The organism is Gloeocapsopsis sp. IPPAS B-1203 (assembly GCF_002749975.1).
GTDB lineage: Bacteria > Cyanobacteriota > Cyanobacteriia > Cyanobacteriales > Chroococcidiopsidaceae > Gloeocapsopsis.
In genome coordinates, this window is sequence record NZ_PEIG01000011.1 from 24,623 (window position 1) to 41,780 (window position 17,158).

General features: G+C 39.8%; 10 protein-coding genes. 4 read left to right on the forward strand and 6 right to left on the reverse strand.

From position 1 onward, the window contains the following. Window positions 1-34 precede the first annotated feature (34 nt). Window positions 35-2,545 carry a malectin domain-containing carbohydrate-binding protein gene (locus CSQ79_RS28090; protein ID WP_289501307.1) on the forward strand — a complete coding sequence of 837 codons (2,511 nt, stop codon included), beginning with the start codon at window positions 35-37 and terminating at the stop codon, window positions 2,543-2,545. Between the two features lie 125 nt (window positions 2,546-2,670). On the opposite strand, the gene CSQ79_RS18590 is transcribed toward CSQ79_RS28090, so the two are convergent. From CSQ79_RS18590 to CSQ79_RS18620, 6 genes are all read right to left on the reverse strand, one after another. After that, window positions 2,671-5,208 carry a type I secretion system permease/ATPase gene (locus tag CSQ79_RS18590; protein WP_099702651.1) on the reverse strand — a complete coding sequence of 846 codons (2,538 nt, stop codon included), beginning with the start codon at window positions 5,206-5,208 and terminating at the stop codon, window positions 2,671-2,673. A gap of 250 nt (window positions 5,209-5,458) precedes the next feature. Then, entirely contained in the window at window positions 5,459-6,217 is a 759-nt protein-coding gene (locus CSQ79_RS18595; RefSeq protein WP_099702652.1) for a foldase protein PrsA, read from the reverse strand. Between the two features lie 931 nt (window positions 6,218-7,148). Further along, complete coding sequence (locus CSQ79_RS18600; RefSeq protein ID WP_099702653.1) at window positions 7,149-8,921, reverse strand: glycosyltransferase family 39 protein; 1,773 nt, start codon at window positions 8,919-8,921, stop codon at window positions 7,149-7,151. A gap of 240 nt (window positions 8,922-9,161) precedes the next feature. After that, on the reverse strand, window positions 9,162-10,289 hold the full coding sequence (locus tag CSQ79_RS18605; protein WP_099702654.1) for a response regulator transcription factor: 1,128 nt from the start codon (window positions 10,287-10,289) through the stop codon (window positions 9,162-9,164). Window positions 10,290-11,280: 991 nt separating this feature from the next. After that, on the reverse strand, window positions 11,281-11,583 hold the full coding sequence (locus tag CSQ79_RS18615; RefSeq protein WP_099702656.1) for a DUF6464 family protein: 303 nt from the start codon (window positions 11,581-11,583) through the stop codon (window positions 11,281-11,283). Between the two features lie 87 nt (window positions 11,584-11,670). After that, on the reverse strand, window positions 11,671-13,200 hold the full coding sequence (locus tag CSQ79_RS18620; protein WP_099702657.1) for a phenylacetate--CoA ligase family protein: 1,530 nt from the start codon (window positions 13,198-13,200) through the stop codon (window positions 11,671-11,673). A 213-nt stretch (window positions 13,201-13,413) separates the two neighbouring features. Here CSQ79_RS18620 and CSQ79_RS18625 point away from each other — a divergent pair, with 213 nt between their 5' ends. From CSQ79_RS18625 to CSQ79_RS18630, 3 genes are all read left to right on the forward strand, one after another. Continuing rightward, window positions 13,414-15,081 carry a serine/threonine-protein kinase gene (locus CSQ79_RS18625; RefSeq protein WP_289501308.1) on the forward strand — a complete coding sequence of 556 codons (1,668 nt, stop codon included), beginning with the start codon at window positions 13,414-13,416 and terminating at the stop codon, window positions 15,079-15,081. A 91-nt stretch (window positions 15,082-15,172) separates the two neighbouring features. Continuing rightward, window positions 15,173-15,466 carry a hypothetical protein gene (locus CSQ79_RS28095; RefSeq protein ID WP_289501309.1) on the forward strand — a complete coding sequence of 98 codons (294 nt, stop codon included), beginning with the start codon at window positions 15,173-15,175 and terminating at the stop codon, window positions 15,464-15,466. Then, window positions 15,367-17,121, forward strand: coding sequence for a protein kinase domain-containing protein (locus CSQ79_RS18630; RefSeq protein WP_289501310.1), 1,755 nt, complete (start codon window positions 15,367-15,369; stop codon window positions 17,119-17,121). The genes CSQ79_RS28095 and CSQ79_RS18630 overlap by 100 nt, the downstream gene beginning before the upstream one ends. Window positions 17,122-17,158 lie beyond the last annotated feature (37 nt).

Below are 17,158 nucleotides of genomic sequence, written 5' to 3' on the forward strand. Positions count from 1 at the left end.
TCTTTTCGTTGTCACCTCTATAGTTGAGTATGTAATGGCGACTGATCTTCTTAATCCTTCTACTGAATCAACCACTGACTTAAATACCAGTCAAAACACTGGTTACACCAGTCTGCAAGCAAGTACAGCAGATCCGTACGGCTTTAACAGCTTAAATCAAAGCACTGTTAGCAGTAGTAGCCTGCAAGTTCTTACCCCAGATGCCAATATTGTCTCTAATCGAATGGTATTTGGTACTGTTGGTGGGGAAGTGCGATCGCCAAAAACACTAACACTGAGTAATACAGGCAGTAACCCACTAACAATTACACTCAACCTTGGTGATTCACAAGAAAAAAGTAACGCTGTTAGACTGCCAGATCATCAACGGGCTGGTGATTTTCAAATTCTTGATGCTCCCACAGGACAACCATTTACACTTGGAGCGAACGAAACCCGTAATATTCAGGTGCAGTTTGCTCCGCAGCGAATGGCGCGGCTGAGTACTACCCCAATTACTCATACTTTTAATGGGGAGAACTATGCATCGCTGACAATTAATACCAGTGGTCAACCAGTAAAAACAGTTAATCTTGCAGGACTCAATGCAGCTAACTACGAAGGTAATAGAGAACCTTCACTCGCAGAAATCACTCGGATTTTTGGCTGGACAACGAATGTAGGCAGTGAAAACTTGATCTTAGGTGGTCAAAAAAGTTTAGTTGGAGATGAAGTTTTCTCTCCTTACTGGGTACGTGCTGACAACACTAAACCTGTTCAATTGTGGCCTATAGCTATTTACAGTGGTCCTACAGATGGTCCTCACGATCCCATTCGATTTGAAGCAAAACCTGGTAGCGGCGGTAGAAGTGGTTTAATTTATCAACACGCAGGTCGTCTGCAAGCTGATAATGTACTCGGAAGTAACGATCTTAGCGGTGGCGAAAATCAGAAGTTACTCCCCAGTGTTTTAGCTGGCGGAGTGAACACAACTCCTAGCATTAATAATGTTAGCTTTACTCCAAATAGCCCCTTTGCTCTGAATCGCAGCTTGAATGCAGGAAGTACTCAAGGTGCTTGGACAGATTACACGCAAAACCTTCCCGATCAGACACATAACTGGCGAATTTATCCAGTGCGTGATGCTCAAGGTACGCTTATTCCGCATACTTGGTTAGCTGCTTCCGATCCTGGCAATAGCCTGACTGGTACAGGGAAAAACTTTGACTACAATGATGATGTTTATTTGATGGTTAACGCTAAACCCGAAAACCCAGCGCTAGATCCATCAGTCGGTCGTAGATTCCCTGGTTCGCCAGACTTGCAGTTTTACTTTGGTAAAACTTATGAGAATGTCTTTCCGAACGGTTTAAAAGACAAAAATGGCAAGAATATTGGCTTTACAAGTACGCAACTGAATAGAAATGACACTTTTACGTCGATTGCTTCCTACAATCCAAACCTGATTAACCTTGATACAAATGGTTCAGGTACGCTGAAAATTACAACAACCAGTGGTAGTAATGGTGGTAAAGATAATACACTGATGAACGGTTTGCGAACTGTCTTTGATGGTAGAGCTAGCAAATCAGTCATCAGTTCTAGACTGCTGGGACCATTTAACAACATTCAAGCAGGATTTCAACAAGCAGGCATTATGTTAGGTCCCGATCAAGACAACTATATTAAGGTAGTTGCGATCGCCAGTAACAATAATCAACTAGGTATTCAGTTTTATCAAGAAAACAATGGAGTAGGACAAACAATAGGTACAGCAGCGATTCCTAACCGTGGAAGTGTGCAGTCTTTAGAACTAAAGTTGTTTACCGATCCCCGAAATGGAACAGTCCGCGCGGGCTATAGTGTTGGCAATAACAATAATGTCGTTCTCTTGCCTGGCGTAGTATCGCTCAAAGGTGGTCAAATTGGTAGTTATTTTGCTGCTCAAAGCAAAGCTGGATTAATTACTACTAATAAAGGATCAGTGCCATTTACGGCAACTTTTGATAACTTCTTGATTTCATCAAACGAAACAACAGCATCACGACAAGTTTTACATCGGATCAATGTTGGTAGTAGTTCAACATACACAAGTCCTAGTGGTTTTGTATGGAATCCAGATACAAACTTGTTCAGTCCATCAAATGCTGTACCTGAAAGTACACTAGGCACACCTAACATCAAAAATACACAAATTGACCCAGTGTATCGCTCCTACCGAGCCAAAATTGGTAATGGTTCTATTCCACTATCATCTCGCGTGCTATCTTTTGCACTACCTGTTCAACCAGGTAAAGTTGATTTGCGATTGCACTTCTCTGAAAATTATTGGGGTGCACCAAATCGCGGTCCTGGTGGTGTCGGTAAGCGCGTGTTTGATGTCATTGTCGAGAATCAGACTGTATTGCACAACTTTGATATTACACCAGCATCTGGTGGTGCTTTGACTGCTGTAAAAATACCTATTGAAGGAATACAAGTTAATGACGGACAGTTAAATATTCAACTCAAAGCAAAATCTGACTTTGGTGCTATTTCTGCAATCGAAGTTTTTCGCTCAGCTTAATTTCACTAGGGCAGAGAGAGGAGCGAGGAGCGAGGGATAAGGGACAATATCACATCTTTGTTGAGTTGAAAGCATAAATCCCCCTTCAGATTTTCCAAGGGGGAATTTGTGCTTGTGATTTGGGCTCAGATGTTTTGTTGACGTTGGTATAAAGACCAGTACAAGCCTTTTTTCTGCATCAATTCAGTATGTGTTCCTTGTTCCATTAAAACGCCTTTTTCCAACACCAAGATCAAATCAGCTTTTTTAAGCGGTTCAAAGCGGTGAGCAATCATAAAGATCGTCCGGTTTTTTGCCAAACTTTGAATATTGTGTAAAACTTGCTGTTCAGTTTCACTATCTAGCGCAGTAGTCGCTTCATCTAAAATCATCAGTGGGGCTTGCGATAAAAATAACCGTGCTAAAGCAATTCGTTGGCGTTGTCCTCCAGAGAGTCCTGTACCGCGTTCGCCAATGGAAGTTTCGTATCCTTGTGATAGTTCACTGACAAAATCGTGTGCAACTGCCATCCGTGCTGCTTTGACGACTTCTTCCGCAGTAATATCAGGATTCCCTAAAGTAATATTCTCCAAAATCGTTCCGTTAAACAAAAAGTCTTCTTGGAGAACGACACTAATTTGTTGACGTAAAGAAGCAATATCGGCACTTTTGATATCAAAGCCATCAATGAGGATGCGACCAGATTCAGGAAGATACAGTCGCTGTAATAATTTAGAAAGTGTACTTTTGCCTGAACCACTGCGCCCGACAATACCAACAAACATTCCTGGCTGGACATGAAATGAAATCCCGCGCAAAATTGGTTCTTGATTAGGGCGGTAACGGAAAAATACCTGGTCAAAAGTGACTTGCCCTTGCAGCGCTGGTAAGACTAAGCCAGAACCTGGTTCAGCTTCTGGGGCGACATTCAAAACATCTCCCAAGCGATCCACTGAAAGCAAAACTTGCTGTAAATTTTGCCACAGTTGCACCAAGCGCAATAACGGACCTGTGACTCTGGCAGATAGCATCTGAAATGCGACTAATTGACCTACAGTAAGTTGCTGATTTATGGCTAATTTTGCCCCAAACCACAGAATGAGGAGGTAAGAAAAACTTGTGAGGAAAGTTCCAATATTACTGGTAATTTTGGAAGCAGTTGAGGCTTTGAAGTTAGTCCGAATATAACGGGCAAAAAGTCCTTCCCAACGTTCGCGAGAAGTTCGTTCTGCGCCATGTGCTTTTACTGAATGAATTCCTGTAATCGTTTCGACTAAAAAAGATTGGCTATCAGCACTTTGGTTGAAGGCTTCATCAAGCCACTTCCGTAAAAGTGGAGTAGATAGTAAGATCAATAAAGCAAACAGCGGAATCACTGCCAGTGCTACCCAGGTGAGGGGAACGCTGTAGTAAAACATCAGTGCCAAGTACATTACTACAAATAAGCTATCAAGAATCACTGTTAAAGTTGTACCAGTGAGAAACTCGCGAATATTTTGTAATTCTTGCACTCGTGCTGCGGTATCTCCCACGCGTCGCGACTCAAAATACGCTAGTGGTAAGCGCATCAAATGACGAAAGACTTGAGCTGATAAACTTAAATCCAGTCTGCGTGCGGTGTGAGTAAAAATAAAAATCCGCAAAATACCTAGAATTGCCTCAAATAGTGCGATCGCTAATAGGGCGATCGCCATCACATCTAAGGTAGATAGACTTTCTTGCACCAAAACTTTATCAATAATCACCTGAGTGATGACTGGGGTGGCTAAGCCAAATAGTTGTAGTGTAAATGAAGCTAAAAGGACTTCTCCTAATAACTTGCGATAGCGCCACACTGCAGGCAAAAACCAACTCAGGTTGAACTTATCGCGTTTTTGAATCAGTTCAATTTGCCAGAGTTGTCCATTCCATGAAGTTTCTACTATTTCTCGTGGAATGCTTTCACACGTTTGATTAGGATTAAGTGGATTAGCAACGATCAGGCGATCGCCTTTAATGCCATAAACTACAACCCATGACTCTTGTTGCCAATGCAACAGTGTGGGAAAAGATAGTTTGCGTAAGTCACTCCAACTGACTTGAATTTTTTGTAATTGTAGTCCTACTTTTTCTGCTGCTTCAGCAACATATTTAGGGCTTTGTCCTCGTACTTGTCGTTGTACCCATTCCAACTGTGCAGGGTTTTGCAGGTGTCGTGTCACCATTGTTAAACAAGCAGCAGCAGTATTTAAACTCGAAATGAAAGGATAACCTAATATTGGTTGTGGCTGAGGTTCTTGTTGAGGTTGATAGCGCGATCGCTCTTCTGCCCAAAATTGCTGTACCTGTGGAGATGAAACTGTCGTCCAGAAATCTGCCTTCCAGTGTAATACAACAACATCTCGACTTGATGCTCTCGCTTTCCATACTCCTGAAAGTTCTAATAAATCACCTACCCAGTCTCCTCGTTGCAGAATCACCGACTCTCCATGTTCGGGAACTAGGCGCACCTTGCCAGAAAGAATTAGAATTTGACTTCCAGAGCCTCTAGTGTTGTTTTCGCCATCAGTAGACCATATAATCTCACCAAGAATGTAACTACGCGTTTCGGCTTGGTGTTGAAACTGAACCTGTTCTTCAGAGCTTAAACACGATAAGGGAGCTTTATCCCACATCAAGTTTTTAATCTCATCTGTCGTAATCATAGAAACCTCACGAGAGCTTGCGAACCCTCCGATCTCAGTCGAGAAAGGACACTTTGATACAATTAACTTTGGCAGACTATATTGAACAGATTATGGAGCTACTGAATCACAAGTCTTTGCTTTTTAAATGAATTCCAACTCTGACGGCAAATCAATTATTCATATTTTTTAACTGAATTTACAAATTATTTTTAGCTATTAAAAACACTGCAAAATACATATACAAAGTATTACTTTTGCTGTATTCTCATTATGAATTCACTTGAAGCTTAATATTAAGCTTTTGCATCTTTTCACCTAGCCATTGCTCAAAAAGCTGGTTTTCTAGTTCTTGCTTAACTGCTCCTTCTAAAGTAGCAGGAATAAATTGCTCTACTCGGAATAAACAATACCAGTCATCAATTTCTATTGGACCGACAACTTCGCCAGGATTCACTAATTCAATTAAAGCCCGCAGTGCATCAGGTAATTGACCCCGACTAATCGGTCCCATCATACCATTAACAATGCGATCGTCAGTGACTGAGTATTCTTGAGCAAGCTGCTCAAACCTAGCCCCTTCTAAAATTTGGCTTTTTAACTCTTCTGCTAACTCTTGCTCCTTTACCACAATTCGAGAAAGCACTACACGATCCAAAAAAATCTTTTGCTCAATAAAATACTCTTGAATTTTTGATTCGGTAATATTATTTCTCAATTTTTCTAACTTGAAGTTAAACACAACTTGTTGGTGGAATGTTGGATAATCTAAACCATTGTTGATTAACCACTCTTGAAAATTGTTTGGGTCTGTTAGTTGTTGCTGTAAGCGAAAATCAATTATTGCTTGCTCGATAACTCCAGGATTAATTTCAAGGTCTTTTCGTGTTTGTAATTCTGTTTCTAAAATTCTTTGTTTAAGAATTTCTATAATGAAAGGTTGAAGTTTTCCAGATGTTTGCAGATATTTAAGTGCTTGTGAAAGATTGATTGGTTGTTCGTCAACTATTAAAAATGATGTAGATTCCATGTTTTGCTTGTATTAAATAGCGTCTCAATATTTTCTGTATAGGGTTGAGTTATTACTCTTAGTAAAATGGAGAAAATAGCATAAACTATGTGCTTTTGTGTATATTAATCTAGTTTCTCATACATATAGAGTTGTCTCTAATTTTTGAAATAAATTTTACATTGTTATCAATAGACTGAATCTTTCCTCATTTTGTTGCTGTTTACTTTATATGTACTTGAGTTATATGTGTACCCGTCTTGTTAATAGAATTCAGTGTAACAATGAATTTATTAGGATCATGAAGATTTTATTGCTAAGTAACCTATTCAAGCATCGCTAAAAAGTTACAGATATTCAGATAAAGATCCCAAAGTATATTTTATAACTTAGCTATTTAAATAGGGTAGGTAAATATAAATTTTTTAAGAACATTCATTGGTTTATGTGAAGCAAGTAGTTGCGTGTAGTAGATAAAGGAGGCGTAATTGCTTGAGTACATTAACACCACCTAGCAAGTTACCTTCGATTGTCCTTATTAATCTAAGTATAATTACTGAAGTTATATTACTTTTATTACTCGTCTGTATTACCCAAATGAGAAACCTGATAGAATCCACCCTCTGCTAAACTCGTCATATTTACTTCTATTTACTATATAAAATCGACTCTAATATAAGAAGAATTCATTACTTGTTGAGCAATGATTATTTTTTCACATCAATCTTGTTCGCGAATATAGCAAGACGAGTATTGTATCATTAAGAACTACCCAAAGTTAAAAGCTAGAATAAGCAGTATTTGCTATTGACCAATGACAAGTTTATATAACTCTAATAGTAACCTGCAATTTACTCTTGCCAAAATACCATTAACCAGGCATTTTGAAGTATATCAAATGTAAAAAACAAGAATATAAAAGTAGATTCATAAGTTCGTAGGTATTATACAGCTACAAACAGTAGTAAATCCGATACTTGTAGCCATTCATTTTATCTCTCGTTTTAGGATCAATGTGACAGCCTTCTATTTTAGGTTCTGCTGTGGGGAAAAAATTAATAACCCATAAAGTCAGAGGTTTTGGTAGCTGTGCTATGTTTTTTTTTAAAGTGTTGATAGGTTGAGAATTAGAGTCTAAGTGTGCTAAAAGAAAGGAAGGAAGATGTTCAGAAGATTTGTGAGTCAGACGGTAACGATGTTTAAGCTCTAGTGCTAATCCCATCATTTCACCAATTTGCTCATGGGTAAAGTAGGTTGTTACAATCAGAGTAGAAGGCTGCGATATTTCATTGATAATTGGTGCTAATAAATCGGGGCGATCTGGTTTCTGGTAGGCAAAGTTAGATATAACAGTAAGACTACCTAACAAACCTAAAAATAAAAGTAAAATAACAGGTGTTTTACCTTTAAGATTTAAAGAATAAACTAATTTCTTTTGACGAGTTCTCTCGACTGATGCCTGAAAATCTAAATAGTCATAAGCGTTCCAAGAAGTAGCCAGTGCTACTGCCGTTAAAAGTAGTACTGTAGGAAAGTAAAAAAATTGATAACGAGCTGCAATTGTTAAGTCAGCATTAAAGCCAAAAGTAATAGTAAATAAAAGTGCGATCGCTACCCAAAGATATCTGAGTAAAACTTGAAATTCTAACTGTATTTTGGGATTTTTGTTCTGAAGTTTTATTCCTTTTATAATAATAGGTATTAGCCAAACAGTAAATCCAATTAGTATACTACCGGATAACAGCATCAGCTGTACATTAACACCTTCAATAGGTAATAAAACGAACATAGTAATAAGCCAGGCTATAAATTGTGAAAGGCTTTTGAGTAAGTTTAAAGAATTATCATCAAAAATCCATTGTGTCACTTTGTTCTCAGGCACACTCCGCCATATTGGGAGCCAAACCACGCTGGTTATAAAAGCACTTATCACTACAGCATAAATGCGATACCAATATACTAACTGGTTTCTCAATGGCAATCGAGAGTATTTATTTTCAGTTTTGAATTGTAGCCATTTATAAATATCTGTAAGCCAAAAACTAATAAGAACAAGTACTACAGCAATTATATTGAAAATGAAAAAATAGTGAATAGCAATTCCCAAAGCATTAATAAAAATCCAAAAGAATGCTAGACCAATAGATAAATATTTGTAGTTTTGAACGTTACGAATAGCTATAACTAAACAACATAAAGATGTAATAACAAGTAAGATGGCTAAGGTGTAGTGTCGGGCTTCTTGTGCTTGATAAATACCGTAAGGTGAAACTGCCATCATAGCAGCTACAATCTGTGCTACTAGTAGCGAACGAAAGGCTGCATAAGCTAAGCCAAATATTGCTACAATCGCTGCAACTCCAAAAAGCGCACTGAGCGATCGTGCTGCCCAAAATGAAGCTAAACCATCCACAGTAGGAAATAATTTCATCCACAGATGTGTCAGGACGAAATATATTGGTGGGTGAGTACTCTCTGTCATCAAATGCTGAATTACATCACTAATGCCAGCATCAGGATTAGGTTGTAGTGGTTGTAACAGAGTTTCTAAGCGAATGATTTTGTCAATTGGTACTGTGCGAAAACTATTTCCCAGACTAAAAACTACAGTCGCAAATTCATCATTCCAAGGAGGTTTTGCTGCTAGGTTAGCAAAGCGCAAAACACTACCAATGGCTATCCATATTAAGAGAGTTAATACGTGTAATCTTGGATGAGGTTGCATCAAAATTCAACTATTGAGGTAATTTCAATCCAAAAATATTGATTCTTTAGGTTTGTTGAGAGATTTTTTTCACTATTGCTGATATCTGTCAACTAAGTACATATCAATAGAATTGTTGAATGAAAGTATTCAGGAGTAATAATACAGCAAACTTCTTGCAATTGGTAATAGGATTGCAGTTAACTCGCTTGCGATCAAGTACAATACATATCCTACTCATCTTGAATGTGTTTAACCTACTTAACTCAGCATTCCTAATAATTCTAGAGCTTTGACAACAGCAGCAGTACGTGTTTGAACTTCTAGCTTTTCATAAATATGCTCAAAGTGTTTTTCAATAGTTTTATCACTGCGACTGAGAATTGAAGCAATTTCTTTTGTACTTTTATCTTTTGTTGCCCAGAACAAAACTTCTGCTTCGCGCTTCGTTAGTCCGATTGTAGTCAACAACTGTGGAGAAAAAGAACTAAGTCGCTGTTCTTCCAGCAATAGGATGTATTGTTGATGTTGGCGATCGCACATTAGGCGGATCATTAAGCGGTTATTTTCTTGTTCGATCTGCAATGACAGGCAAGGCAAAGTAAGATCTTCATTACCAGCTATCAAAGATAATTGGTAGTTTACCCATCTCTGCAACGTTTCTGGTAAAGAATTCTTCTGGTGTGTAAGTTGAAAGTATTGTGTTAGCAACTCCCAAGCACGTTGTGTCTTCAATTGAATTTTTCCGTCACTCGCTAGAATAATGACACCCAATTGTTCCATCGTGTGGTTCAATCGGATTGACTCTTGCTGAATTTTAGTAAGTGTTTGAGCATTGAGATATGCCTGAAAAAGGTGAGGGCGTAATAAGTTGAGAACAAAGCGATCGCGTTCAGAAAAACTGCGTTCAGGACGCGATAGGGCAATTACAATATCATCTGTATTTTTTTTACGCAGAGCATTATTAACTTCAGATGAAACTGGCAGAACTAAACTCATTTGGTCTTCCATACCAATTTGATGCATCATTCCTTGATACAACCCTTCTAAACGATGCAATTGCTGTTCGCTAATAAAATCTGAAATTTTATGCGCTTTACCATCGTTAGTTGCTATGTAATAACGCGCAAATGGATGTTCAAGAAAACGGCTGTGGGCAATCTGATCTGCTTCTTGAGAAGTAATCGCAGGGCGATGCGACATTGCGCTTAATGTAGTTAAAACTTTGTGTTGGTGAAAATTTGTTGGACACCAATTGAGAAAATCAGAGGAAACTACAGTAGATAAGGCTAAAAGCGCACGCGTTGGAAATGCTTCAAGATTGCAAGCACAGTAAAGTTCTTGAAGACACTTAAGAATACCTCGCAGATCTTGCTGTGTTAATGCCATTTTTCCCCTCCTGAGTGGCTAAAGAATAGCTTCACTAAGTAAGGAGATATTTCCGAATTTATGTATCAGTTTCTTAATAATTTAGTACGGGAATTTCCTGATTGGATTCTATTTTTTACTTTGTTATGACATTAATAAATCTCTTACCTAAAGTAGGTGTTTATAACTAAAATGCATATTTTCCCAAATTGGTAATCAGGAGTTGAGTTTTTGAGATCGCCTGTTGTGTTCCATTACCGCCAGAGTATCTTCATGCAAACATACTCGATTGATTTAATAAACGGAGATATCTTATGTTGAACTTAAAACGTTTAATTGCTCTAACAACATTCGGACTACTTGTTTTACCTAGCAATGCTATGGCTAACACTCCCGACGTTCGCGCTACGACGATCCTTGCTATTAATTGTGCTGAAACCCCTCTAGGACCGATAGCAACAGCAGAAAATAGGCTGCGCGTGTCAGGTCCTGCCTATGCCTTTAGATCTTCTAGTACAGGAGTAGCAAACTTAAACTGCCATTTACCGATCAACAACAGAACGGTATTTAATAACTTGAACAATAACAGTATCAGCGCGTACAGAGTGTACTATCAAGACCCCGATGGCGCAGGGACTGCTGCCGAAATTAGGACGGAACTCCGTTATATTACTACAAATGGGAACGTGGTTACAGTGTGTCCAGCATCGAGTTCCAACACTTCTAACGCAACCTTATTCACAACGAGGGTCGTTCCCTGCAATCATCAGCTCGGTGCGAATAGATTATACTACTTTCAAGTAACCATGTCTCGGTCTAACACGAACCAAACACCTTTTTTCATCGGCATTGACTTTCCCTAAAGATAGCATTAGACAACTTGCATAGAATGCGAGTGCTCAACAAACGAAGTCAAGATAGTGCGTGAAATTACTAGTAGACTTATATCTTAAGTATGCAAAAGCACGCTTTGTTTCGGTAGCCCCGACTTCAGTCGGAAGGCGTCTGTGATTCACGCTTTTTGCTCATAGTGGCGACATCCCTGACAAGGACCTTCAGGATTGACTGCGCAGCGAATATAGCGAGATCTCGCATTAAATCTACAACTAATATCACCAATAAGATATCCTACTCCCTCTAGGTAATAGCTATCTGGAGGCAAGGAAATGGGCGATCGCCTAGCCCTCACCCTTGTTGGCATCATCATTGCCCGTCTCAACTCGGCTTGCATTCTTTTTTGAGTACGACGGACGATCAATACTGAAAGCAGGGGCGGAATAAAACCTAAAGCAATGATCCAGAGTAACGCTAACACTTTGTACCTCGAAAACGCTCTCCAAATTCTATTTTGGTTGCTCCGTAAGGTAATGCACAACACATTTCTTATTGTGCAGGTACAAGCCTAATTTTTGCGAGTATAGCGATGCTTCACTCCAATAGGAAAATATTCAGGATTGCCCATCGCAGCTAACATGACTTGTGGTGTTTGGTATTCTGCTGGGACATAGTTAGCAAACTCGCTATTGAGACGAAGTAGTTGTGTATGAATTGAGGTTGCGATCGCTTGTCTTTTGTCTTCACTATCGTCGATTTTTGGTGCTAACTCCACAACAACCGATAAGTAGCGATCGCGATCTGCATTTTCTTTCACCTCCAACACAAACTTACCTGTTATCCATTCTCGAATTTCGGGTTGTTCTAGTCCTACTGTGACATTCTCAGGGTAAATGTTTGCACCAAAGTAAGATACCGTAAAGTCAGAACGTCCAAAAACATAGACAAACGGTAGCGAACAGTTTCCTCTGACTCCGTATTGTTGTAAAGTCTCCACTGGATTGAATCCCGCAGCAGCTAAAAAATCTAGCATCGTGTTGTATGGAATTAACCCACCAGTATCGGCAATATGATAGCGGATTAGTGGAATACCGTTATTGCCAGAAAATAATAACGTGCCATCTTGAACTTCAAAAAAGCGATCGCACGGATCGTATTGTACAAGTGTCGGCAGACGCGATTCACCAAATAACTCGCGGGCGATCGCCGGATGTTCTGCTAAAAAACGGCGAATACAAATACTTAAGGGAGTTTCATTGCCTAAAACGCCTGCATCTGCTGTGCCATATAGCGTTGCGGTGTCATAGCAAAGGTTTTTTACTTGGATACGTTCTCCAACTAAACTACGCCATTCTTCACTGAACACCTCACCTGCAAATACTAGCTTTGTCTGATATTGTTGCCAGTCTATATTACGGCTAATTCCTGTATCGATAACATCTTTAATAAAAGGCGGATATCCTAATAAAACAACTTGGTCAAAAGCCTCACCCAACTCTTGAACAACGCGGAAAATTTCTTCTTTATTGTTCCCTGGAGTCACAACGGTAATTTGATAACCTTTTTGTGCTACATAACGGCAACAATTTGTAGTATACATTCCACCTACCCAAGTTCCCAACGTAAAACAAACGACGGCTAGAGTCCGGCGAGTGTCTGCAAAAAAGCTATCGTAGAAGATTTGTTCAAAACGAGTAGCAATCTGCAACTCATCCGCCATAAACCGCGCCCAAAATGTTGGTTTACCAGTTGAACCAGAGGAGACGGCAATCATGTCACACGTTTCAAGTTGTCCATTCCGGCACAAATCTGCTAAGGAATGCTGTCGCAGATAGTTTTCTTTAGTCTGTAGTGGTAGCGTTTGGTAATCTGCCAAAGTTTGAATTGATGCCGGATTAATTTTGTGCGTGCCTAAAAATGCTTTGTAGGCTGGTACGTTTGCCGCAACTTCTTGAAATAAGGCCGTGGCAATTGCCTCTGGAGATGTATTTTGATGCCGTTTGAGCCGTGTTTCTAGTGGTGTGGTTAGAAACTCTTGAAATGCTTGTAAAGCTTGCTGACTTTTGCCTACACTTTTGCCATTATTTGATAAAAACATCTTATACTAGTTGATTCTAACTTAACGTTGAGGAAATTCAATGCTGCACATATGATGCTAAATCTTGCTAAGAGTAAGCTTTTCTCAGCATCAGAAAAGCAACAAAGATATCTTTTACTGGTGAAACCTCAAGATTAATTGTATTAAAAATAACTAATATCTTCTTACTAAGTATTGCTATTACTGCCAAATAGAGTTAATTTATGCTCTAATATGATGTCTCTATACTGCAATCACGGACACAAAAACCGAAACGGCAGCCGCTTTTGTACCGAATGTGGCGAGATGCTGTGGCTATCGGCAGGAGAAGTTTTAGAAAAGCGCTATCGCCTCGTGCGTCAGTTAGCATCTGGTGGCTTTGGTCGTACATACTTAGCAGAAAATCTGCATCGATTTAATGAATGCTGTGTACTTAAAGAATTTGCCCCACAGGTACACGGCGATCGCGAACTTGAAAAAGCAAAAGAATTATTTGAGCGCGAGGCTGGGGCACTGTATAACTTAACTCATCCGCAACTACCGCGTTTTTTAGAGTTTTTTCAGGCAGAGACAAAAGACGGTGTCAATTGCTTGTTTTTGGCGCAAGACTATATTGAAGGGGAAACTTACTACGACTTACTGCGATCGCGCGGTTCTTTCTCAGAAAGCGAAGTGCGAGAGTTTTTGTGTAAATTGTTACCTGTTTTATCTTACGTTCATACGCAAGGAGTGATCCATCGTGACATTGCCCCAGATAATATTATTCTGCGAAATGTCGATCAAATGCCTGTGTTAATTGACTTTGGCGGAGTCAAGCAAGTAGCAGCAACCGTGGTTTCAAAATTTACTGGGTTGGGAATGCCAACTTTGTTAGGCAAACAAGGTTATGCCCCAGAAGAACAAATGCGACAAGGAAAAGTTTACCCTAGTAGCGATTTGTATGCACTTGCAGTAACAGCATTAGTGTTGTTAACAGGCAAAGAACCACAGGAGTTATACGATAGCTACAACGGTACGTGGCAGTGGCGTAAAGAAATAAAAGTCAGTTCCCAGCTAGAAGCAGTATTACAAAAAATGTTGGCTTACAAGCCAGGCGATCGCTTCTCCCAAGCCCAAGAAGTATTGCCAGCCCTACAAGCATCAGGGCCACAGAAAACACCAGCATTGAATATTTCCCAGCTACGAACAATTAATGTCTTAGGCCGCAAACCTGACACAACAAATAATAGCCAATTACAACACCAGCAAACTCAAGTTATTACTCCACCAACCAACAATCATATTACTAATTGGCATTTTGGTTGGCTACGTTCTTTAATCGTCAAAGCAACTACGGTGGGATTAGTTGCAGTAGCAGGAACAAGTGCGTGGGTACTTGCCAATTCTGTTATGCGTACGCCATTGTTAACTCCCACAGCACAAGAATCACCAACAAACACTGCTGATTTAGCAACCAGGCTGCAAGAAATCGTCAGTCGTCGCCAAGCTTTACAAATTAGAGAAGCTTTCTTTGTTGGCTTAGTAGATGATTCTTTTCATCGCCAACACCCTGAATTAAATGGTCGTAGCTTAAAATCCGATCCTAAAGATGCAGCATTACGTAGTAATTGGTTTGCGATTGCTGAGCAGATGTTAGATAAATTAGAGCAAGCAGAACTTAGTCTCGATGTTCGGCGTCGCTTAGGCAGTTACACTCAACAAAATTTTGTAGCTTGGCAACAGCAGGCAGATCAAAGGCAACTAGGTAACTATACATCTGATAGATTAACAAAAGAAACTAACCAAAAGTTTTATCGACTCTTTCCTGAAGAGCGCGGAAAGCAACTTAAACTCAATACATCAGGTCAAATATGGTATGCGATCGCCGCTGATCAAGTGAATCAACTTAAAAAGGCTAGATAAAAACTAGATTGAAAGTAGTGTAGGCGTCTCGCCTCCGCAAGCCCAAAAAAACTTAATGGTGTGGTTTAACTTTTGCAGTGTGTAGTTATTCATGTATTGCTCTCAAGGACACGAAAATCCAGATCGTAGTTGCTATTGTCTTCAATGTGGCGAAAAGCTAGCGGGAGCAAACAACACTCAGCCAGGAATAATTTTAGGCGATCGCTATCGTATCATCCGCAAATTGGGACAGGGTAGCTTTGGGCGCACTTATTTAGCGGAAGATATCAATCGCTTCAACGAACTATGTGTTTTAAAAGAATTTGCACCTCAAGTGAAGGTACATATGCTTTACAAAAAGGACAGCAACTATTTCAACGCGAAGCTGGAGTCCTTTACAAATTAAAACATCCGCAGATTCCCAAGTTTCGAGAACTCTTTCAAGCACACTTAGATGACAAGCAACATTTATTGCTAGTACAAGACTATGTAGAAGGTCCTAGCTATCGCAAACTATTGAATACTCGCAAACAACAAGGTTTAGACTTCAGTGAAGCTGAAGTGACCCAGTTATTACTCCAAATATTGCCAGTTTTAGACTATATTCACTCCTTAGGAGTCATTCATCGCGATATTTCGCCAGATAATATTATTTTGCGTGATGTAGATAATCTACCTGTACTCATAGACTTTGGAAGTGTCAAGCAGGTAGCAGCAACGATTGTTTCTCAGTTTAGCCCTACCGATCCTGATGCAACGCTGTTGCCAGCAACTCATTTAGGCAAAATAGGGTATGTACCCCAAGAACAAATTTTAGGTGGTTCTCCTCAAATCGATTTGTATGCTTTAGCAGCAACCGCACTGATATTACTCACAGGGAAGGAATCACAAGACTTAATCGATCCTCAAACTCGGCAGTGGAATTGGCGGCAGGAAATTAATTTAAGTCCTAATTTAGGCAAAATATTAGATAAAATGCTCATGCCCAGAGCAAGCGATCGCTACCAATCTGCACGCCAAGTTTTGCAGGTACTAAATCGTTATACTTACAAGCAACCCGCACCACAAATACCAACGACAATAGTCACACCTCCGACACCGAAGATTACACCAGAATGGCAATTACAGCCTGCAAGTGTCAGCTACGCTCGTAGTCATGCCTTCGGTTTAGGAATTGTCGTGGTAGGATTGCTGTTGTTCGCAGCAACTGGATTAAGTTGGTGGGGAGCAATTTGGTTACAGTCTCGCGATCGCATAACGATACCATCAACACCTGATATTCCAGTAGCAACGCCAACACCACAGTACTCTGCAGCAGAACAAAATCGCAAAAATCAATTGCGCGATCGTCGCCAACAACTCGGAGTTAATGACAGTTTCTACAATGCTTTAGTTAATCAGTTATTTTGGGAAAAACACCCCGAACAACAAGGTAAAACACTTAGTCCTGGTTCTGCTGATGAACAATTGCGTAGTGAGTGGGATAGTCTAGCCGCAGAAACTCTTAACAAACTGCAAGCATTAAGTCCAGAAGCAAGGCAGCAACTTGGAAAATATCGTACTGCAGATCGCGAACAGTGGAAAGTCGCTATTAACAAGCTTAATCTTAGTAGTCGTGCATTATACGATCTTGCAGATGCTACCTTTTTTCAATTATTTCCACAACATAAAGGCAAAAATTTTATTAATCAGCCGATGGGTCAAGTATGGCAAGGTGTCGCAGATGATAAACTACAGCGCCTTGTTGCAGGTAGTGGTTATGAAAAAGTTGCATTTGTGCAAGGAAATACACTTCAACAAGTTCGGGGAAATTTACAACCAGGTGAGGGAAAAGCTTATATTGCTCGCTTGACAAAAGATCAACTCATGCAACTTCATCTTGAAGCAAATCCCCAGGTGCTAATTTCTGCATACTCTCCGACAGGTAGCACAATGCTACTGGAAGATACAAGCGATCGCACTTGGTCGGGTAAACTACCAGAAACTGGTTATTACGAGTTTGTTATTGTCTCAACTGCATCAGCACCAGTCGATTATTTACTTCAAATCATTGCTGATTAGCACAAAAAAGAAAGCAGGCGGGTATGTGGGTAGGCGG